Origin of the sequence: Arthrobacter sp. QXT-31, from assembly GCF_001969265.1 — a bacterium.
GTDB lineage: Bacteria > Actinomycetota > Actinomycetes > Actinomycetales > Micrococcaceae > Arthrobacter.
In genome coordinates this window covers 172,001-193,522 of the sequence record NZ_CP019304.1, presented here as the reverse complement: position 1 = coordinate 193,522, position 21,522 = coordinate 172,001, and the positions used below count along the sequence as shown (strand labels likewise).

Annotated in this window: 12 protein-coding genes and 2 pseudogenes; 8 read left to right on the top strand and 6 right to left on the bottom strand. The window is 65.8% G+C overall.

Annotated features, from left to right (window positions below; all coding sequences use genetic code 11):
* Positions 1–3 precede the first annotated feature (3 nt).
* The 4 genes and pseudogenes from lpdA to resB form a co-directional block, all read right to left on the bottom strand.
* Complete coding sequence (gene lpdA / locus BWQ92_RS00945) at positions 4–1,368, bottom strand: dihydrolipoyl dehydrogenase (RefSeq protein WP_076797831.1); 1,365 nt, start codon at positions 1,366–1,368, stop codon at positions 4–6.
* Between the two features lie 260 nt (positions 1,369–1,628).
* A pseudogene (gene lgt, locus BWQ92_RS24650) lies at positions 1,629–2,508 on the bottom strand (prolipoprotein diacylglyceryl transferase).
* A 116-nt stretch (positions 2,509–2,624) separates the two neighbouring features.
* Positions 2,625–3,725, bottom strand: a complete 1,101-nt coding sequence (gene ccsB / locus BWQ92_RS00935) for a c-type cytochrome biogenesis protein CcsB (RefSeq protein WP_076797830.1) — start codon at positions 3,723–3,725, stop codon at positions 2,625–2,627.
* Entirely contained in the window at positions 3,725–5,377 is a 1,653-nt protein-coding gene (resB, locus tag BWQ92_RS00930; RefSeq protein WP_076797829.1) for a cytochrome c biogenesis protein ResB, read from the bottom strand. Before resB ends, ccsB begins: the two co-directional genes overlap by 1 nt.
* Before the next feature lie 270 nt (positions 5,378–5,647).
* Here resB and BWQ92_RS00925 point away from each other — a divergent pair, with 270 nt between their 5' ends.
* The 7 genes from BWQ92_RS00925 to BWQ92_RS00895 all read left to right on the top strand — a co-directional run bounded on the left by BWQ92_RS00925 (position 5,648) and on the right by BWQ92_RS00895 (position 11,974).
* Entirely contained in the window at positions 5,648–6,259 is a 612-nt protein-coding gene (locus tag BWQ92_RS00925; RefSeq protein ID WP_076797828.1) for a TlpA family protein disulfide reductase, read from the top strand.
* 130 nt (positions 6,260–6,389) lie between these two features.
* Positions 6,390–7,700, top strand: a complete 1,311-nt coding sequence (locus BWQ92_RS00920) for a cytochrome P450 (protein WP_236783069.1) — start codon at positions 6,390–6,392, stop codon at positions 7,698–7,700.
* 45 nt (positions 7,701–7,745) lie between these two features.
* Positions 7,746–8,120, top strand: coding sequence for an ArsR/SmtB family transcription factor (locus BWQ92_RS00915; protein WP_076797827.1), 375 nt, complete (start codon positions 7,746–7,748; stop codon positions 8,118–8,120).
* Entirely contained in the window at positions 8,117–10,069 is a 1,953-nt protein-coding gene (locus tag BWQ92_RS00910) for a heavy metal translocating P-type ATPase (RefSeq protein ID WP_076797826.1), read from the top strand. The genes BWQ92_RS00915 and BWQ92_RS00910 overlap by 4 nt, the downstream gene beginning before the upstream one ends.
* On the top strand, positions 10,066–10,575 hold the full coding sequence (lspA, locus tag BWQ92_RS00905) for a signal peptidase II (RefSeq protein WP_076797825.1): 510 nt from the start codon (positions 10,066–10,068) through the stop codon (positions 10,573–10,575). Before BWQ92_RS00910 ends, lspA begins: the two co-directional genes overlap by 4 nt.
* Positions 10,572–11,321: a cytochrome c biogenesis CcdA family protein gene (locus tag BWQ92_RS00900; RefSeq protein ID WP_076797824.1), complete on the top strand. Its 750-nt coding sequence runs from the start codon at positions 10,572–10,574 to the stop codon at positions 11,319–11,321. Before lspA ends, BWQ92_RS00900 begins: the two co-directional genes overlap by 4 nt.
* 53 nt (positions 11,322–11,374) lie before the next feature.
* Positions 11,375–11,974, top strand: coding sequence for a cadmium resistance transporter (locus BWQ92_RS00895; RefSeq protein WP_076797823.1), 600 nt, complete (start codon positions 11,375–11,377; stop codon positions 11,972–11,974).
* A gap of 896 nt (positions 11,975–12,870) precedes the next feature.
* On the opposite strand, the pseudogene BWQ92_RS00890 reads toward BWQ92_RS00895, so the two are convergent.
* A pseudogene (locus tag BWQ92_RS00890) lies at positions 12,871–13,062 on the bottom strand (amino acid permease); the annotation flags it as partial.
* Between the two features lie 205 nt (positions 13,063–13,267).
* Complete coding sequence (locus BWQ92_RS00885; RefSeq protein WP_236783068.1) at positions 13,268–18,652, bottom strand: peroxidase family protein; 5,385 nt, start codon at positions 18,650–18,652, stop codon at positions 13,268–13,270.
* Between the two features lie 681 nt (positions 18,653–19,333).
* Here BWQ92_RS00885 and BWQ92_RS00880 point away from each other — a divergent pair.
* Positions 19,334–21,313, top strand: coding sequence for a multicopper oxidase family protein (locus BWQ92_RS00880; RefSeq protein ID WP_076797821.1), 1,980 nt, complete (start codon positions 19,334–19,336; stop codon positions 21,311–21,313).
* Positions 21,314–21,522 lie beyond the last annotated feature (209 nt).

Below are 21,522 nucleotides of genomic sequence, written 5' to 3'. Positions count from 1 at the left end.
GGGTCAGCCGTGGGCGTGCAGGGGTTTTCCGGCCAGGGCGAGGGCGGCTTCGCCGATGGCGTCGTTCTGGGTGGGGTGGGCGTGGACGAGGCTGGCGACGTCCTCGGGATAGGCTTCCCAGTTGACCATCAGCTGGCCTTCGCCGATGAGCTCGCTGACCCGTGCGCCGAGCATATGTACGCCGATGATCGGGCCCTTTTGGCGGATGAGTTTGATGAAGCCCGCGGTCTGCAGCATCTGGCTTTTGGCGTTCCCGCCGAGATTGTACTCGACCGTCTCGATGCCGTCGGCGCCGAACTGTTCCTTCGCCTGGGCCTCGGTGAGGCCGACAGAGCCGGCCTGGGGCTCGGAGTAGGTAACGCGCGGGATGTTCGATTCGATGATGGACGCCGGATTGAGGCCGGCGATTTCTTCAGCGACGAAGATCCCGTGCTGGAAACCCCGGTGGGCAAGCTGAAGTCCGGGCACGATGTCGCCGACGGCGTATACGTTGCCGATGCCGGTGTGCAGCCGTTCATTGGTGGGCACGAAGCCGCGCTCTGTAGGAATGCCGGCTTCTTCGTAGCCGAGGTTCGCTGTGACGGGGCCGCGGCCCACGGCCACGAGCAGCACGTCGGCCTCCAGGGTCTTGCCGTCCTTTGTGGTGACGGAAACGCCCTCATCGTTCTGGGAGACGCCCGCGAACATGGTGTTCGTGAGGAACTTGATGCCGCGTTTGGTGAAGGCCCGCTGGAGGCCTTTGGACAGGGATTCGTCCTCGTTGGCGATGAGGCGCGGAAGGGCTTCGATGATGGTCACTTCGGTGCCGAAGGAAGCCCAGACCGAGGCGAGTTCCACACCGATCACGCCGCCGCCGAGGATGAGTGCGCTCTTGGGGACGAAATCCATTCCGAGTGCCTGTTCGGAGGTGATCACCCGTCCGCTGATGTCCAGGCCGGGCAGGGACTTCGAATAGGACCCGGTGGCCAGGACAATGTTTTTGCCCTGGTAGCGGGTGCCGTTGACTTCTACCGTGTCCGCAGCGGCAAGGGTTCCCCATCCCTGGAGCAGGTCGATGCTGCGGGAGGCGACGAGACCCTGGAGTCCTTTGTGCAGGCGCGAGACGACGCCTTCCTTGAACTTTGTCACGCCCGCCATATCGACGCGGCCGAAGGCGCTCTCCACGCCAAATGCTTCGCTCTCCCGGATAGTGTCGGCCACTTCTGCTGAATGCAGCAGCGCCTTGGTTGGGATGCATCCGCGGTGCAGGCAGGTCCCGCCAAGCTTGTCGCCCTCAATCAGGGCCACCGTCATGCCAAGCTGCGACCCGCGCAGCGCGGCGGCGTAGCCGGCGCTGCCGCCTCCGAGGATTACGAGGTCATAGGTCATGGTTTTCCTCCCGATGGAGCGAATTGAGGGGCGAATCCGTGATGGAGGGAGCTGCGTTGTTCGTAGCTAGGGGGAGCACAGGAGCCCCGAAGGTCGCCGTGGTGGCCAGTGTGCCTTGCCCATGAAGCCCCGCATCTACACGGCCCCGGATGTGAGTCCTGTCCCGTTATTATGCCTGATACGGATCCTCAGGGGGTCTTTCCCAGACGGGTGGTTGTTCCGTTGGCATGATGTGCGGAGCGATTGCGGCCTCCGGGTCTTTAGCGTGCCGGGTGCGGCAGGGTGCCGTTCATTTCCACCTTTGACCGGCTACGAGATCTGAGCGTTTGGAAGAGGGCCAGCCCGGCGATGAAGACGAGTCCGGCTACCCAGGTGTTGACGCGCGCACCCAGAATCGTGTTCGCTTCATCGGAGCGCATCAGTTCGAAGGCAAATCGGCCGGCCGTGTAGAAAACAATGTAGAGGGAGAAGACCGCTCCTGCTCCGAGCGTGTATTTGCGGTCCAGCAATATCAGCAGTGCCGCCGCGGTCAGGCACCAGAGGGATTCGTAGAGGAAGGTCGGCTGGAATTAGCCGATGACCTCAGGGGCCCCTTCTGGAGTGGTAACAGCCTGTCCTGTGGTTGGGTCCATGGTGTGGGTTTGCAGTTTCCATGGCAGGTCCGTGGGTGCGCCATAGATTTCGTTGTTGAACCAGTTTCCCCACCTGCCCCAGGGCCTGCGCCAGGAGCAGTCCGGGAGCGGCGGCGTCAGCGAACGCGGCGAAGCGGACTCCGGCGCGGCGGGCACCGATAGCTGCCCCGACCAGCCCGAGGGCGACCGCGCCCCAGCCAAGGCCGCCTTCCCAGATCCGCAGGGCACGCCAGGGGTCCTTACCGGGCCCGAAGTAGAACTGGTTGTCGGTGATCACATGGTAGAGCCGGCCGCCGACGATGCCGAAGGGGACGGCCCACATCACAATGTCCAGTGCCTGTGACGAGGTCCCGCCCCTGGCCTTGAGACGGCGGACGGTCAGCCAGGTGCCGACAGCGATGCCCGCGAGGATGCAGAGCGCGTAGAAGCGGATCGTCAGGGGACCGAGCGCGACGGCGCTCAGCGTTGGTGAAGGCAGGAAGATCTCCTGCGTGGAGAACGATTGCATGGTCCGAGCTCACTGAAAGTAGGTATCAGGAAGCGGCCACAGGACGGCGGCCGCCGAAAGCAGCATGCCCTGGTCCCGCCGCGGCCGGTTGGTACGCCCGGGCAGCTGTGAGGACATCACAGGCCGGAGTAGGAGTGCAGGCCGTTGAAGAACTGGTTCACGATGGTGAAGTTGAACACCACGCACAGGTAGCCGACGATGGACAGCCAGGCGGCGCGGGTTCCGGTCCAGCCGCGGGTGGCGCGGGCGTGGAGGTAGCCGGCGTAGACCACCCAGATGACGAAGGTCCAGACTTCCTTGGTGTCCCAGCCCCAGAAGCGGCCCCAGGCCTTTTCGGCCCAGATGGCACCGAACATCAGGGTGAAGGTCCAGCCGATGAAACCGAGCGCGTTGATGCGGTAGGACAGGTTCTCCAGGCTGAGCGCCGAGGGAACGAGACGCATGAACCCGAGCCTGTCGGGGCCTCCGGCAGCTACGGTTTTCTGGCGGTGGGACTGGACGAGCTGCAGGGCGGACATCGCGAAGGTCAGGGTGAACAGTGCCGAGGAGAGCACGGCGATGGAGACGTGGATGATCAGCCAGTAGCTCTGCAGCGCCGGAACGAGGTGCCCCACGGGCGTCCAGTAGGCGATCGAGGCGGCCACCTGCATGATGATGGCCAGACCGATCACGAAGGTGCCCAGGAAGCGCAGGTCGCGCCGGATCAGCGCGAGCAGGAATACCGCCACGGCGACGAAGGCGCCGGTGGTGAGGAACTCGTACATGTTGCCCCATGGCACCCGGCCCGCGCCGAACGCGCGGGTGACCACGCCGGCGCCGTGGATCAGGGCGCCGAGTATCGTGAGGGCCACCGCCACCCGGGCCGGGACGCGCCGTTCCGGGGCGTAGCGCATGCCGGGTTCGGCAGTTTGGCCTGCGCCGGCCGCATCCGTTCCTGTTCGGCGGGCGGTTGAGCTCGGGCGTTCGGCTATGCCGGCCGGGCCGCCGACGTGGGAGGCCAGGCGGTCAACGGAAGCGGCGGCGCTGATTCCGGCGCTGACCGGAACGCCGGCACGTGCGGGGGCCGCCTCTGCGGCTTTGAGATCCACCGCGCGCAGGACCTTGCTGCTGCGGGCCAGGTCCCAGGCGAAGGCGATGAACGCCACGGTGTAGGTGCCTGCGGCCAGGAGCATGAACAGCTCGCTGTATTGGCCCATGGTTTCGTTGATGTCCGGCATTAGTGCTCCTTCGGTGAGCGGGCAGGGGCGTTGACGGCGTCGGTCGCGTGGGGCTCGGCGAGGTTCCAGCGGGCCATGAGCCGGGCGCGGATGGCGGCGGCTTCGGGTGCGAGCCGGTGGTCTTCGCCGCGGGCCAGCAGCCCGTATTCGATCATGGTTCGGCCGTCCTCGTGGGCGCCGGCGCGGAGCCAGACGCGGCGGCGGTTCACGTACAGGGACACGATCAGCCCGGCGACGGCGATCAGTGAGAAGATCAGGACCCCGTCCTGGCCGGGGACTGTGCGGATGTCCACCCCGATGTAGCGTTTGAGCCCGTCGAAGCTGATGGAGCCTTTACCCTCCGGGAGGGTGTAGCTCTGCCCGGCGTCCAGGACAATCCCGCCGGCCGGCAGATCCCGGCCGTTGAGCTGGGTGAGGGTCTTTACGTCCAGGTTGTAGACGTTCTGGGGTTTGCCTGTATCGAGCCCGAGATCACCGTAGTAGGAGTTCAGGTTCAGTTGCGGGTTCAGCGGGTCCGGGTCGAAGCTGTAGGACACACCATCCTGGTTCTTGATGGCCGAGGGCAGGAAGAACCCGACGAAACCCAGCTGGGAGGGCGAGGCGTCCGGGACCTTGAGGACAATGGTGGAGGTGTACACGGCGTCGTTGGGGACGGATACGACAGGGCCGCTGAACGCGGTGTTCCCGTCCCCGTCTTTGACGGTGACGATGGGTGCGTAGCCGTTGCCGACGAGGAAGATGCCGGTTCCGCCGAAGTAGACCGGTTCGTTGACTTTCAGGACCTGCTGTTGCGGGGCCGCGTCCGGGCTGTTCCGGGTCGTCAGAGAGGCTTTGAAATCGATGGGCTGGCCGAACTGCCGGGTGGATTCGCGGTCAAAACGGACTTCAAACTTGTCCAGGGTGACGGCGAACGGGTCCAGCCAGGCGGACTGGAAGTTGGTGCCGGGGGTGAAGTTGTCGTAGCCGACGAGGGTGTTGACGAAGGTGTCGCCTTCGATGATGATCTTTTGGCCCCGGTAGCCGAACAACCCTCCGACCGCGACGGAAACCAGCACGCCGATCAGGGCGGTGTGGAAGAGGAGGTTGCCGACTTCCCGCAGCAGCCCCCGTTCGGCTCCGAGGGAGGGCATCGCGGCGCCGGCGTCGCGGATGTCGACCCGGTAGCCGCGTTTCTTCAGTACTGCGGCTGCGTCCCGGACGGCGTCGCCCGGGCCGACAGCGGCGTCCGCCGGCAGCGCGAGCGTGCCGTATTCGGGCAGGCGGGACAGCCTCCGGGGGGTCCGCGGCGGGGCTGAACGCAGGGCTTTCCAGTGTGCCCGGGCCCTGGGGATCACGCAGCCGATGAGGGAGATGAACAACAGGATGTAAATCGCGGAGAACCACGCCGAGGAATAGACATCGAAGAGCTGGAGCGAGTCAAGGATCTTTCCGTACTCCGGGCGGTCCTTGATGTACTGGGTCACCACGGCAGGGTTCGCCGGGCGCTGCGGGAACAAAGAGCCCGGCACCGCGACCACGGCCAGCAAAAGCAGCAGAAAAAGCGCCGTCCGCATGCTGGTCAGCTGGGTCCACGCCCAGCGCAGCATCCCGGCGGGACCCAGCGGCGGGGGGACCGGCGCTGTCGGAGCGTCCGGGGCGTCAGGTAGGGACATCGCTGCCTTCCAGTCGGGGTGTCAAGAGCGGGTGAGGCCTGCGACCCCGCAGTTCTACCTTACGTAGAATTAGTACAAGTGGGTGGCCGGCGCTTCGCCACCCCCCTTCCTGATAATATCGCCTAGACACGATTGAACCGATTCCGGTTGAAAGCTGAGCCTGGGTGTGGCGTGAAAAAGGCACCCCGGGCAGGGGCGGTTCCCGCAGCCCGAAGGACAGGTGCGCGGCGTCCCGGACCACCCCTCCACGTCATACGAGGAAGCTATTTGATGAACACTCCATCCGGCGGCGGCAGACTGACCCGGCGCAGCATCTTTACCGGTCTGGCGGCTGTGGCCTCCCTTGGCCTGGCCGCCTGCGCCGGACCCGACCCCCTCGCCCAGCAGGCGGCGGCAGGGGATAACAAGAACTACATTGCCGGTGACGGATCGGTGCAGGAATACGCCGAGGAGACGCGCGGCGCTCCGGTGGCCTTGAACGCGAACCTTTATGACGGCACGCCCGTCAGCTCCAGTGACTGGTCCGGCGCGGTCACGGTCCTGAATTTCTGGTACGCAGCCTGCGCCCCGTGCCGGGTGGAGGCCCCGCACCTGGAATCGCTGTACCAGGAGTTCGCTCCACAGGGAGTCTTGTTCTACGGGATCAACGTCCGGGATGAAAAGCCGACGGCGGAGGCCTTTGAGCGGACCTTCGGCGTGACGTATCCGAGCGTGCAGGACAAGGACGGGAAGGTGCTGCTGGCCATGACCCGCTTCGTTCCGCCCCAGGCGGTCCCGACGACCCTCGTGCTGGACAAAGAAGGCCGTGTCGCGGCAAGAATCCTGGGTGGACTGGACAAGAGCACCCTGAAAGCCCTGATCACTTCCACACTTGAGGTCTAGGAAAAGCTATGGCGCTCCCGGCCTGGCGTCCCGGCCGGGGAGGTACGCTGGGGTTCCCGAAGGGCCCGGGCCGCCTGCGCACCTCTGACGCCGGCCATGCCGGGGCGGCACGAGAGAAGGCTGGTCCAGCATGACGGTGCAGTTGCCTGAGAGTTCCCTTGCTCTTCTGCGTGAGGGGTACACGTTCATTTCGAGCCGGTGCGACCGGTTCGACACGGATCTGTTCCGCACAACGCTGATGCTGCGCCCGGTTGTCTGCCTCCGCGGCGCGGAGGCGGCGGAGTTCTTCTACGGCGGTGGCCGGTTCGGCCGCAAGGGGGCCATGCCCCGCTCGGCCCAGCACCTTCTGCAGGACGCCGGGAGCGTGCAGTCCCTCGAAGGGTCTGCCCACCGGCACCGGAAACAGCTGTTTCGTGAACTGATGAACAAGGAATCGGTGGAACGTCTCGGCCACGCTTTCGACACCGAATGGGGATCCGCGGCGGAGCGGTGGCGGGGCGCGGGCGAAGTGGTACTCCACGAGGAGCTGTCCCGGATCCTCACGGCAGCCGCCTGCCAGTGGGCCGGAGTGCCGGCAGACCAGGCGACCGTGGGCCGCCGCGCCCGGGAACTGAGCCTGATGATCGAAAAGGCCGGCGCGGTCGGGCCGGCGAACTGGTATGCGCGGTGGCGCCGCCGGTCCACCGAAAAATGGGCCGCCGACTGCATCAGCACCCTCCGCGGGAGCGGCCCGGACGCGGCCGGGGACACTCCGGCCGCGGCGATCGCATTTCACACCGACGAACACGGCAACGCCCTGGCGGCTGAGATCGCGGCGGTGGAACTTCTCAACTTGCTCCGGCCCATCGTGGCGGTCAGCCGCTTCATGGTTTTTGCAGCCGTGGCACTGCAGCAGCACCCGGAATGGAAAGAGTTCCTGCACACGGGCCAGGACGCGGACGTGGACTGCTTCGCCCAGGAAGTCCGCCGGTACTATCCGTTCTTCCCCTTCGTCGGCGGCACAGCTCGGGAAGCGCTGGAATGGAAGGGGCACACGTTCAAAGCCGGGCAATGGGCCCTGCTTGATCTGTACGGCACGAACCACGACGGCCGGATCTGGAAGGACCCGGAGAGCTTTGACCCTGCACGGTTCCGCGCTTGGCAGCCGGACCCCCACACCCTGGTTCCCCAGGGTGCCGGCGACCCCGGGACCGGGCACCGCTGCCCCGGCGAGGACATCACCGTTGACCTGATCCGACGGGCCATCCGGGCACTGGCCGCGGAGACCGGCATGACCGTACCGGCCCAGGACCTGAGCATCGACCTTACCAGGATGCCCGCGCTGCCCCGAAGCGGCTTCATCCTCTCAGGACGCCCGGGCCGCCCTGACACGGCTCCGCACATACCCCTGCCGCGGCGCCACACGCGCGCTGGCCCCGGACCTGCACGCGGAACGCCATGAAGGTTGCGGCTGGCACCTATCACCGACTTTGGATATCATCGGTGAATGACGATTGATACGAAGAGCGGTACCCGGCTGGAACCGGCCGCCGCGTTGTTCCATTCCCTGGCCGACCCGGCCCGGCTTGCCATCGTAAAGCGCATCGCCCGGGGCGAGGCCCGTGTCGGTGACCTCACCCAGGTACTGGGTCTGGCGCAGTCCACGGTCTCCGCGCACGTGGCCTGCCTGCGGGACTGCGGCCTGGTCACGGGCCGGACGGAAGGCCGGAAGGTGTTCTATTCCCTGACCCGTCCGGAACTGATCGATGTCCTGGCCCAGGCCGAGATCCTTTTGGCCGCCACCGGCAACGCCGTGAGCCTGTGCCCGACCTACGGCGACGCTTCCCGCGACGCCGCGACCACCAAAGAGGAGCAACTGTGAGCGACGCGTGCGGATGCGGCGATGACAAGCCGGAAACAGAAGAAGGCCAGGAAGAAGCCGAGGGCTTCTGGCAGGTGACCGAGGTCCGCGCGGCCGCGGTCTCCGGAGTCCTGCTGCTGGTGGCGTGGATTGCGTCGCTGCTCGACGCATCCGAGTGGGTCACCTTGCCGTTGGAGGCCGCGGCGCTGCTGGTCGCAGCGTGGACGTTCGTTCCCTCCACCCTGCGCCGGCTGGCCAAGGGCAAAATCGGTGTCGGCACGCTGATGACGATCGCGGCCGTGGGCGCCGTCATCCTGGGCCAGATCGAGGAAGCGGCGATGCTGGCCTTCCTCTATGCCATCTCCGAGGGCCTGGAAGAATACTCGGTAGCGCGCACCCGGCGCGGGCTGCGGGCGCTGCTGGACCTGGTCCCTTCCGAGGCCAGGGTCCTGCGCAACGGAACCGAAGTTACCGTCTCCCCGTCCGAGCTGGTGCTGGGTGAGACCATGGTCGTGCGCCCCGGTGAGCGCCTGGCCACCGACGGGCGCGTCCTGACCGGACGCACCTCCCTGGACACCTCGGCCCTGACCGGCGAATCAGTCCCGGTCGAGGCCGGACCCGGCAGTGAAGTATTCGCCGGCTCGATCAACGGCACCGGCCCGCTCGAGGTCCAGGTCACCAGCACCGCGGAGAACAACTCCCTGGCCCGGATCGTGCACATCGTGGAGGCCGAGCAGTCCCGCAAGGGCCCCGGCCAGCGCCTGGCCGACTCCATCGCCAAAAAGCTCGTCCCCGGCATCCTGATCGCCGCCGCGCTCATCGCCGTCTTCGGTTTCATCGTGGGCGAGCCGCTCCTGTGGATCGAACGTGCCCTGGTGGTCCTGGTGGCAGCCTCACCGTGTGCCCTGGCCATCTCCGTGCCCGTGACCGTGGTCGCCGCCGTCGGCGCCGCGAGCCGGATGGGTGTCCTGATCAAGGGCGGAGGCGCCCTGGAAACCCTGGGCAAAATCCGCACCATCGCCCTGGACAAGACCGGGACCCTGACCCGGAACAAACCCGCAGTCATCGAAGTCGCCGCCACCGCCTCCTCCACCACCGAGCGGGTGTTGGCCGTCGCCGCCGGACTTGAGGAACGCAGCGAACACCCGCTCGCCCGGGCCATCCTCGCCGCCACCACCGACCGGGCCACCGTCACCGACCTGAACACCGTTCCCGGGGCCGGGCTCGAAGGGACCATCGACGGGCACAGTGCCCGGCTCGGCCGGCCCGGATGGATCGCCCCCGGGGAGCTGAAGGAAACCGTCCGGCGAATGCAGGCCGGCGGCGCGACAGCGGTCCTGGTCGAGGAGCAATCTGTCCTCATCGGTGCCGTGGCCGTCCGGGACGAACTCCGCCCCGAAGCCAAGGCCGTCATTGAACGCCTGAACCGCGCCGGCTACACCACCGCCATGCTCACCGGGGACAACAGGCTCACCGCCGAGGCCCTGGGCAAGGCAGCGGGCATCACCGAAGTCCACGCCGACCTGCGCCCCGAAGACAAGGCGGACATCATCCGCACCCTGAAGGACCGGCAGCCGACCGCCATGGTCGGGGACGGCGTGAACGACGCCCCGGCCCTGGCCACCGCCGACACCGGCATCGCGATGGGCGCGATGGGCACCGACGTGGCCATCGAAACCGCCGACATCGCCCTGATGGGTGAGGACCTGCACCACCTGCCCCAGGTACTGGAGCACGCCCGCCGCACCCGCCGCATCATGTTCCAGAACGTGGGATTGTCCCTGGCCCTGATCGCGGTGCTGATCCCGCTGGCCCTGTTCGGCATCCTGGGCCTGGCAGCGGTCGTCCTGATCCACGAACTGGCCGAAATCGTCGTCATCGCCAACGGTGTCCGCGCCGGCAGGGTGAGCAAGTACGGCACCATCCCGGTCACCCAGGACACCGTCCCCAACCTGGAACCGGCCCGGTGAGCGCGACAACACCGGTGCGGAACAGGCCCCCGTCCCGGCCGCGGATACGCCGGGGCGGGCTGCTGATCGGCGCGCTCCTGCTGGCCGGAGCCGACCTGTTCATCAAGGCCCAGGCCGAGGCAAACCTCTCCCGGGGAGAGGTGATCGAGACGCCGCTGCTGACGATCAAGCTCCTGTACAACACAGGCGTGGCCTTCAGCCTCGGCGCTTCCCTGCCGACCGGTGTTGTGGTGGCCGGTACCGGGGTCATCATCGCCGCTCTGCTGACCTGGCTGACCGTCAGCGCCCCGAAGATGTCCAGGACCTCCTTTGCCGGCGGGATCCTCGTTGCCGGCGGCGCCGTCGGGAACTTCATCGACCGGCTAGACGGGGCCGGGGTCGTGGATTATCTGCACAGCGGATGGTTCCCGACGTTCAACCTCGCCGACGTCTTCGTCACAGTGGGAGCCGCCGTCCTGGTGCTGGGAATGTTGCGGCCCGGTAAGGACCCGGAGAACAGGGCGTGAGCCTGGGCGGGTTCTTCGCCGAAGGTGTGCAGTCCGGAGCCCTGCTCCTGGCCGTGCCCCTGGCGGTCATCGCCGGTCTGGTCTCGTTCATCTCACCCTGTGTCCTGCCCCTGCTCCCGGGCTATCTGGGCTACGTCTCCGGTCTCGCCGGAACCGACGGGAAGGCCGCACGCCGGCGGACCACCGCCGGCGTGGGGCTGTTCATCCTTGGCTTCGCCGCGGTCTTCACCCTGTATGGTGCGGCCTTCGGGACCATCGGGTACTGGCTGGTGAGCTGGAGCGACGTGATCACCCGGGTCCTGGGTGTGGTCGTGATCGTGATGGGGGTGGCCCTGTCCGGGAAGATCCCGTTCCTGCAGAGCACGGCCAAGCTGGCCTGGAAACCGAACACCGGCCTGGCCGGCGCCCCCCTGCTGGGCGTCGGATTCGGGCTCGGCTGGACCCCCTGCATCGGCCCGACCCTCAGTGCCGTCCTGGCGCTGAGCACCACCACCGGCTCGGCCTGGCGCGGGGCGCTGCTCGGCTTCGCCTACTGCATCGGCCTGGGCATCCCCTTCCTCCTCGTCGCCCGGGGCTTTGGCTGGGTCACCGGCACCCTGGGCTTCGTGCGCAGGAACATCAGGGCCTTCAACCTCGCAGGAGCCGCGACCCTGATCCTCGTCGGGATCCTGATGGTCTCCGGCATCTGGACCACCTGGATCCTGAGCCTGCAGAACCTGATCGGAACCTTCACGACGTCCATCTGACCCACCCGGCGGGTATGCAACCCGCGGCCGGACACACTGAGAGGTACAGGCCCATGCTTGGCATCATCGCAGCCGCGGCAGCCATGTTCGCCGCCACGAACATCGACGACATCGTCGTTTTGACTGTCCTGTTCCTGGCCTCCGCTAAAGGCCGGCCCCGGCCCTGGGAGATCGTCGGCGGGCAGTATCTGGGATTCATCACCCTGGTCGGCATCAGCGTCCTGGCCGCCCTTGGGCTGACGCTTGTCCCGGACGAATGGGTGGGATGGCTCGGCCTGGTCCCGCTGGCCATCGGGGTGGTCGGGCTGATCCGTTTCCTGCGCAGACGCGGGGAAGAGGAAGCGGAAGGTGCCGTCAGTGCAGTCGGTCTGCTCAGCGTCGCCGGCATCACCATCGCCAACGGCGCGGACAACATCGCCATCTACACCCCGATCTTCCGCACCATGCGCCCCCAGGACACCGTGGTCACCATCATTGTGTTCCTCATCCTGGTCGCCGTCTGGTGCGTACTGGGACGCGTTGTGGGCACCCACCCGAAAGTCACCGAGACCCTGGAGAAGATAGAACACTGGCTGGTCCCTGCGGTGTTCATCGGGCTGGGCCTGTTCATCCTCGCCAGCTCCGGGGTCGTGCCCCGGCTGTTCGGCGCCTGACCGTCATAAATGCTTCCGCCCGGCCCTTCTAGCTAGGCTCCTGTAAGCCTTTGGGAGGCATGCAGCCGCAGCTGCGGCAAGGGTCCTTACGGTCATGATGGCGAAGCGTCGAAGATTGAGATTACAATTCTTGACAGGCCCATCGCTTTGTGCGGGTGGTCCTGCCGCTAGAAGAACCCCCGCCAGCCACATGGCCAGCGGGGGTTCTTCTTGCGCGGGTGGGACTGCGGCCCATGGCTGGGACCTGACATGCGTGGCTGGGTGTGGATTGGACGACTCCGGCGCCGGATGACCGCTGATCCGGCACGGGCCAACTAACGCTGTCGTGATGTTCGGATCCGAAGTGACTGGCTGGCCTGTGGTGAACGTCCGCGGCGTGGTAGTGGTCGGATTTCCTGCCAGGTCCGCGGACGGATACTACCATCATGTACGTCCGGTTGGCCAGCAGCGTAACTGACGGATTCAAGGTCCCCGTTCTAGTTGCCGCGTTGTAAGTCAGAGCCGCCGGGAGCAAGCCGCAGGACAACTGTTCCGGTGGTCGGGGCAGGAAGCGGTTCGCTGAACATAAACCGTCACATTTGCCGTCCGCCTCACTCGCAGAGCACGGTTCGCGGGCGTCGCCGTGACCACGGTGGGTGCGGGCCTCGGTGGTGAACTGCCAGCCTGACGGGGCCGGCGTGTTTCCAGCTGTATCGCGTGTGGACGAGAGGGCCACCTTGTACGTCCGGTCCGGGGAGGAGGGTGGCGTTGGGGTTGAGCGTCACCGTCCTTGTTGCGTTGTTGTACGGGACCGAGGCGGGGATAGGGAGCGGCACTGCCGTTGAGCCTCAGGACCACTGTTCCGGTGCTCAGGCTCGTCACGGCTTCGCTAAGGGTTGCCGTGTGGTTCGCCGTTTGGTAACGGCGGGGCCGGCGAAGTTCGCAGCGGCCTTGACCGAAAGGATGCCGGCGCCGACGGCAACGGCCGTGCTGATGATCATCAAATCCCAGGTGCTCAGGGAGCGCTTCAGCTTGCGTCCGGGCTCATCGGTGTCGGCAATTGACTGCTCGATGGATTTGGTCCAGAAAAGGTTCTGGAAGTCCACCATCCTGGTTCGGGTTGAAACAGACATATCACGGATAATGTCCACCCAATGAACGGCCACATTTGTCCCGAATACTGAGACGCCGGCAAACAAAACCACGCCCGGCCCTCCTCTGCGCTGCGGCTGCGCGGTGTGGTGGAGGGCCGGGCGTGGGCTCTTGGAGCAAGGCTGGCGGCCCTTGCGGGGCCGCCAGCCTTCTGTCAGGCGGCTACAACGCCGAACCTGTAGTGAACGTCCACGGCCCGGAGGTCGTCGGATTTCCTACCAGGTCCCGTACCGAGAGGGCCATCGTGTACGTCCGGTTAGCCTGCAGCGTCACCGACGGGTTCAGTGTGGCCGTCCTGGTCGCCGCGTTGTACGTCACCGTGGCGGGTATGACGCTGGACCCAAGCCTCAGGACTACGGTTCCCGTGGTGGGCGTAGCAATCGGCTCGCTGAACCGGACAGTCACATTCGCATTCCGCCGCACTCCCACCGCGCGGTTCGCAGGCGAAGCCGCTGCCACTGTGGGCGCGGGGCCCGTGGTGAATTGCCAGCCCGACGGTACCAGCGCGTTTCCGGCGGTGTCGCGGATGGACGAGAACGCCATACTGTACGTCCGGTCGGCCAGAAGCGTGGCGTTGGGGTTCACCGTCACCGTCCTGGTCGTGTTGTTGTACGTAACCGCGGCGGGGATCGGAGTCGCGCTGCCGTTGAGCCGCAGTACGACCGTTCCGGCACTGACGTTCGCCACCGGCTCGCTGAACGTCGCGGTGATGTTCGCCGTCTGGCTGGCCGAACGTGCGCCCACAGCCGGTGTCCTGGCGGTGATCGTCGGTGCCACGAACTCGGTCCGCGGCGTGGTGAGCGCGCTACGGGCCGACGCGGCTCCCGTGCCCGCCGAGTTGATCGCCGCGACATCGAACGTGTAGCCGGTGCCGTTGATAAGGCCGGTGACCACCGTGTTGGTCACGTTGCCGACGGTAACTTCGCGGGCCGGCGTGGCGGCCGCTCCAACGAAGACCCGGACCCGGTACTGCGTGACGGCCGTGGCGTTGGCAACTGCCGCGGGGGCAGTCCACCTCACCGTGGCCTGCGCGTTGCCTGCCGTTGCCGTGCCGATGGTCGGAGCGCCCGCAAAGACGGGAGCTGCCGGGGTCACCGCGGCGGACAGGGCGGAGAACGGGCTGGTGCCCATGGCATTCTCCGCCTGCACCTGGAACCGGAACGCCTGGCCGTTGGTCAGGCCGGTCACCACCAGGCTGGTGGCATCGGCGTCCGCGGTGCGGAGCCCGCCGACCTGGGCGCCCGCTGCGTTGACAACGCGGACGTTGAAACCGGTTGCGGTCGCTCCTCCTGCAGGCGTGAAGTTGACCGTTGCCTGTCCGTTGCCGCCGACTACGGAGGCGATGACGGGTGCAGCCGGAGCAACACTGTCGGAGAACACCAGGCGTTCGACGTTCCGCAGGGTATCGGTGCCGTCGGTGCCGCCGTTGTGGACCACGGTGGTCACCGAACCCGGCGAGCCGAGCTGGCCGTTTCCGCCGTTGGTGGTCACGGTGTAGTTGGCTTCGACGTCGGAGAACACCGCCGAGTCCGTGCCGCCGGGGGCGGAAAGGAGTTCGCGAACTGCCACGATGTTGCCCGGGTCCACGGTGCCGGCGAAGACGGCTTCCTGAAGAGTCTGGCCGATCAGGTTGCCGGCCCCATCCCGCAGGTACTTCGCCGTCATGCTCGTGGCACTGCCGATCTCGGTGCCCGAAGCGTTGCGGACGCTGAGCCGGACATTGAGGTAGCGGTCGCCGTCGATGATGTCATCGGCGCCGCGGCCTTCAAGGGTGTCGCTGCCGCCGCCGCCGAGGATGATGTTGCCATCGCCCCAGACGTGCGTGCCGCTGAGCACCGGGCAGTCCTTGGACGCCGAGGCTGCCACGACGTCGGCCAGCGGAGTCGGCAGCGTCGGGATCAGCTCGTTCAGGCCGGCGATACGGTTGACACCGTTCTGGTCCAGAACGCTGCAGCCGATAAAGCCTTCACCTCCCACTTGGCTCGGAACAACGTCGTCGCCCCTCAGTTTGTCGTCCAGCGGGCCGCCGGAGAGCGCCTCAACTTCGTTGTACCGGTCGCGAACGCCAATCTGGAGGATCTCAAGGGGCAGGATGGGCAGGTTCAGGTCTGCGTCCTGCGGTTGCGGATCGGCCAGGCCAATCTCCCAGTCATACCCAGAGGCTCCCGCGACCTTTTCGACGCCGGGACCGGCAAGACCAATGTCGTCGCCACCTTCCATGTCGTAGTCGTCATCGCCGCCCTGGCCGAACAGGATGTCGTTGCCGGGCTTCTGCGAGTCGTCGAGGAAGAACAGGTTGCTCGAGTCACCGATCAGGAGGTCAGGGCCGTCTCCGCCTTCCGCCCAGTCATTACCGCCGTCCCCAAGGACAACGTCCTCGCCTTTGCCAGCGATCGCGAAATCGTCACCTTCACCGGCGAACGTCTCGTTGATGTTCTCGCCGCCGTTGGTGAAGTCATTACCGTCGCCGCCCATGAGGATGTCCAGGCCAGGGCCGGCATCGATGGCGTCGTTGCCCGGGCCGCCCTTGTGCACATCATCGCCGGCCGTGTCGGTGATGATGTCACTTCCTTCGCCGCCCAGAGCGACGTCGGCACCGTCACCGCCTTCGATAACGTCGTTTCCGGGACCGCCCCAAAAGGTGTCATTGTCCACGCCACCGTAAATGCGATCCACGCTGTTCGTGCCGTTGTAGACCGCCTGGCCGTTGATGCCTGCCGGGTCAACGGTGTTGGATGCCCGGTACTTGATCGTGCCGTCCGGCATGCGGATCAGGACCTTCGCCTCGTTGCACTCCGAAGCCGGGTCGTCAGCCACGGTATTGCCCGAGGCTGTGAATGCCGCTGCGGTCCCGGCCAGGTTCTTCAATTCGAACTTGCAATCTGCGGTGGCAAATGCGTCGGCCTTCAGTGCCTTGGCGTTGGTGTTGCGCATCATCAGCTCTGTGAAGGAGTTGCCTTCGAGCTGGGCACGGAGGTTCATGCCCGGGGTGCGGGCCAGGTAATAGAACCGGTCGGCGTTCTGCAGCTCCGTCATCTGCTGCTCGAACACGTAGTTGAAGGTGCTGCCGAGGAGCCCGCCGAACAGGTTGGTCCGTTCCGCGAGGCCGCCGACCCAGAGATCGACGTTGTCGAGTCCGGTGATCGAGACCGTCCCGTCATTCGCCCAGGCACCCGTGCTGTTCATGAATGCCGCGGCGTCATCGGGTGGGACGTCGCCTGCAAGGGTATCCGGGCTGACTATTTTCCGCGCAGCTGTCCGCTTGGCCTCCAACGTTGTGGCCGCGGTAATGGTCGGGTGCTTGCCGTAGGCGGCCACAAAGTTGACCAGGGACCCCGGATTCTTGAGGTTTTCGCCGAAGTCGATCCAGCTTGTGTAGGGCTTGAGCTGCCCATCGTTGGTCGAACCGTGCAGTTCCTTGCGCAGATTGTTCAGCGTCGGGATACCTTCGGAGCGGGCACGGGTGATGTTGATGGCCGCAAGATCCAGGGGAAGACCCAGCAGGTTGTTTCGCAGAGTCTCCGTAACGAACTCGTCCAGTTCATTGCCTACTTGGTCGGACATGCCCATGATGACGCTGCCGGCTGCCTCCTCTGAGGTCAGCGGGCCCGCCGGGCCGCCGTCGGTGTAAGCCGGGGGGTTTAGGAACCCCTCCAGCAGCGAAATATCGTTCTGAGAGCCAGGTATGTCGTCTGATGTGCCAAAAACGGCATCAGGCCCGGGCTGGTCCTCGTTGCGACGGGAAATAGTGTCCGTCAGCATCGAGTGGCCGAAGCGGTAGACGGCGCTGGCGAACTCGGCTTTCACTGCCGGATTGATGTCCGTTTGCGTGAACGCGAACGGCTGGAACGGGTTGATCGCCGGCTGGACCTTACGCGCGAAGTCCTCAAACACCAGGTGCTGGTACTCCATTTCGGTGATGAACCGGGCGGCCTGGAAGAGACGCTCCCCGTTCCACCCGTCCGCACCGTCCGCCGACTTCCATTCGGCGAGCGCTGCAGTACCGGTGGCGGAGGTGTCGTTGGTGAGGACTTTTTTTATGTCGCCGACCAGGCGGTCATGCTCGGAATGGAAGATCTGGTGAATAGCCGTCAGCCCAATGTTCTCGTTGACGCGGCCGTCACCGGCGATGAAGTGGGCGTTCAGCATCTCGTCGTCGTAAGTACCCGCTGGCTGATTCTCAAAGTCAGCAGATGCCGTGGCGTCGGAGTCCGGGACGGGGACGACTGGTGGGGTGGAAGGGTTGTTGTCGCTGTCCTTCGGCGAAGGATCAGCGTTGTGTGCGATGTCGGTCAGGAACGGCGTGTCGAAATACCGCACATTCGAGGGAACCAGGGTTCCTTTGCCGCCGTTTGCTGCCCGGTCGGCTTCAACGAGGCCTGTCTCCGTCACGAACTGGGGAAGGCCGCGGGCAGGGCCGGGAACGAACTTGCCGTAAGGATCCACTGCAAGCATCGGAACGTTCACGACGTCACGGTCAAGAAGCTGGATTCCCAGCAGCGCCGAGGCCTGCGCCTTCGTGGTCGCCCAGGTCGCCATGCCTCCGGAAGTCGGCCCGGCCGGGCCGCCGAGAAGCTTGCCGGTGGATACCGGCCGGCCCGCAGCATTGTTAACATACTCGCGCAGGAAGACCTGATGCGACGGGTGGGAAGTGTAGGTCTGGCTCTGGTCGACCCAGGGAGAGTTGGTGTTGGTCGTGTCCTGGACGTCGTCCGCAGTGCCCCTGACGCCATCCGCGCCCGCCTGGTTCTGGCCGCGGGTCAAGACCATGAACCGCTTCTGCGGAGGAAGGTCATCGGCGTTGCCTGCGATGCGGTCCGGACCCGCGATGAGTGGGTCGTCCGCCTTCAGCGGCACGAAAACGGTGCCCCCACCCTTGACCGTCTGGTCCACGCCGTGGTCAAAGAACTGGCCAAAAAGGGTAAAGAGCGAGTTGTACGGCGGAGAAAGTCCGACGTCGGTGGTCACGTTCGGGATCATCAGCGTCTGACCGGACGGCACACACCCGGCCGGAACCCCGGCAACAGGGGGTTCAACGGTTGCGTTCGGGTCCGTGGTGCACGGCACAACACCTTCGTTGCCCTGGGTACGCGCCGGGAACCGGGCCGCCGCCACGGCCGCAGGGTTGGTCGAGGTCTGGTCAACGATGAGGTTGCTGATCGTGCGTGGCTGCGAGTCAAAAACCACCCCGGACTTCTGCTTATAGCTGGTCGCCACCGGCGGGCCACCGAAAGAACCGCTCTCAGCGTCGCCGAAAGACTTCGAACCCAGTCGCGGGAACACTTGGTCCGTGGCCCCGAAATTCTCCTGGCCGGGCTGGAGGTTGTTGCAGCTGCCGTCCACCGTGCGGAGACCGAGCGAGAGCAGCGGGCTTGCCAGTTGGTTGGGGCCGGTGCCGACAAGGGCACCGCATGGTCCTGTTTCAGAGGTCGTGTTGGCAACATGGGCCTCGGCGATCTTAATCTGCTTCAGGATGAAGGAAAGATCGGAGGGGGTAACGGTGAACCCGGCCCCCACAGGTCCCTGCACCGCGTTGGCTGCCACCACGGGCAAGCCCATGGCCGCCGGCATCGCCAGGGTGGTTGCCGCTGCAAGCAGCCTGAAGGAGGCCGGCTGCTTACTTCGTTCGCTGCGTCGTGGACGCCCGCTGATGGGTGGAACGGTGGTGGCTGCAGATCGACTTTGACCCGCGCCCCCGCCTGACTTCCAGGCTAACAGTTTCATGGCATACACCTGCCGCTAGGGGAATGGAACGGCATCAGCTTGTTGTTACCGCCTTCTAAAGACCTTGGAGAGTGGCCTGCGCGCCCACCCATAAAGGTGGTGGCCGCCGAACCGGTGCCCTGTCCAACTGCCCGGCCCGCGCCGCCATCCAACCCTGGATTCCGGTGAGTGCAGGGCGCGTCAAAGAATTCCATGGCCCAGATGGCGACATCTGCCAGCGCCTTAACCTGTCGTATTCCTGATCCAAGGGATTGTCTGCCGGGCGCTGCACCCTGCAACCCTGAAAGGTTTGGGCCGTTGTGCTGTAATGGTCTATCGGACCTCCGGTCCTGATCGCCGACCACGGGGCAGACGGTGACGGCAGGAACCGCCCGTGCCGGGCCTCTTGCCCCCCGCAGGTGCACGGGTGAAGAAGCATCCTGGTTCTCCGTTGAGCGCGATGCAGGTGGCGGGTCCCCGCATCTCCCCAGTGTTTTTGCAGGGTGATCCTCCCACCCTTTGTCCATGTCAATTTCACGGCGCCAGGCAATCCAAATAGGTGGGGTCGGAGCCATCGGCGCCTTTGGGCTGGCCGTGCCGTTGACCTCGGTCAATGCCAAGTCCGCGAGCCTGCTCGATCCGGGCAACATGCCCAAGCACTACCAGCGGACCTTGCCGGTCCCCGCGGAGCTCACCCCCACGGGCACCACGGTGGACGCCGACGGCCACACACGGCGCCATTACCACATCGAGCAGAAGCTCGGCTGGGCCAATATCGTGCCGGGGCTCAGCACGCCCATCCTGGGCTACAACGGGACGTTCCCGGGCCCGACGATCAAGGTGAACCAGGGCGAGCGGATCACGCTGGTCATGGATAACGTGCTGCCACTGTTCCACCCGCAGCGGGGGTACCGGCTCGATACCTCCACGCACCTGCACGGTTCGGCCTCGCTGCCGCAGTTCGACGGCTACGCCAACGATCTGACTGGGCATGGCTTCCGCAAAGACTACGAGTACCCGAATTTCCAGCCGGCCCGGACCCTCTGGTACCACGACCATGCCGCCCACAACACGGCACCAAACGTGTATTCGGGCCTGGCGGGCCAGTACCACCTGCACGACGACGTCGAACGCAACCTGCTCCCGCAGGGCAGGTTCGATGTGCCGCTGACCGTCTCGGACGCCATGTTCGCCCGGGACGGTTCCCTGGGCTACAACGCCAACAGCAGTTCCGGGCTGTGGGGCGACGTCATTCTGGTCAACGGCGCCCCGTGGCCGGTGATGAAGGTCCAGCGGAGGATCTACCGTTTCCGCATCCTGAACGCCTCGATCGCCCGTTCCTACCGCTTCTCCCTGAGCACCGGAGATCCTGTGACCATGGTCGCCACCGACGGTGGCCTGATGCCCGCCGCCCAGCAGGTAACCTCCTGGCGGCACAGCAGCGCCGAACGCTACGAGATCCTCATCGACTTCTCCAAGTACCCGGCGGGAAAGCGCGTGGAGCTGCGCAACCTGTCCAACGACAACAATGTGGACTACGACAACACCAGCAAGGTCATGGCCTTTGATGTCTCGGATGAAGCGATCGATACGTCCGGGCCGGCCGCGAGGGTCATGCCGACGCTGCTCACCTCGAGCACCACCATGAGCCTGACACTATCCCAGTCGGTGAAGACCCGGCGCATGCGCGTGAAGCGGGACAACGACATCTGGACCATCGGCGGCATGACCTGGGACGACGTGGTCAAGAGCGGCTTCAGGAAAGTCCTGGCTGATCCCGACCTTGACGACGTGGAAACCTGGGAAATCGAAAACAGCTCTGGTGGCTGGTTCCATCCGGTCCACATCCATCTGGTGGACTTCCAGATCCTCAGCCGCAACGGCAAACCGCCCTTCGCCTATGAACGCGGGCCCAAGGACGTCGTCTACGTCGGGGAGGACGAGACCGTGCGTCTGCTCATGAAGTTCGAGCACCATCGCGGCCGGTACATGGTCCACTGCCACAACCTCGTGCACGAGGACCACGCCATGATGTCCCAGTTCAGCGTGGGCGTCGATACCAACGACCCCGACCCCAACGATCCCATCGAAGCCGTACGCCCGCATCCCATCCAGCCTGCACCGGGGGACGGCTCACCCGGGACGGCCCAGCCAACCGAGGTCCCAGCGCCCGTCACCAGCGCCCCGGCTCCAACGCCGGCGGATGAACCACCGGCACCGCAGGGCGACGTTCTCACCATCGCCACCGCCCGGCACCGCCTCAACAAGGACATGACTTTCACCGGCACCTCCAAGCCCACCGGAACCCTCCCCGCCGGCTCAGCCTGGGTCACCATTTATGATGTTTCGCCCGGACGAGCCGCAAGAAGGCTGGGAGCCCCCGCGATTAGCGCCTTGGGTAACTGGTCACTGAAGATCAAGCCCGGCCCGGTACAACAGGTCACGTCCGTGATGGCCGAATCCACCCGGGGCGGCACGGCCACCCGCCAGGTCGATACGCGCTAACACCCTCTAAAGCGGCTGAAACCACCGCTGCACCGGAACTGGCCGGACCCCAAGCCCGAGCGCACATGGTCCAGACTTCTCAACCCGGCCGGACATCGCCCGCCCGTTCCGCCAGTAACCTGGCACAACACGGTATGGACGGCTATGTGGTCGGGCAGCCAGATCTGCATACGGAGGACACGTATCCGGGCGGGCGATCGACTCACGCC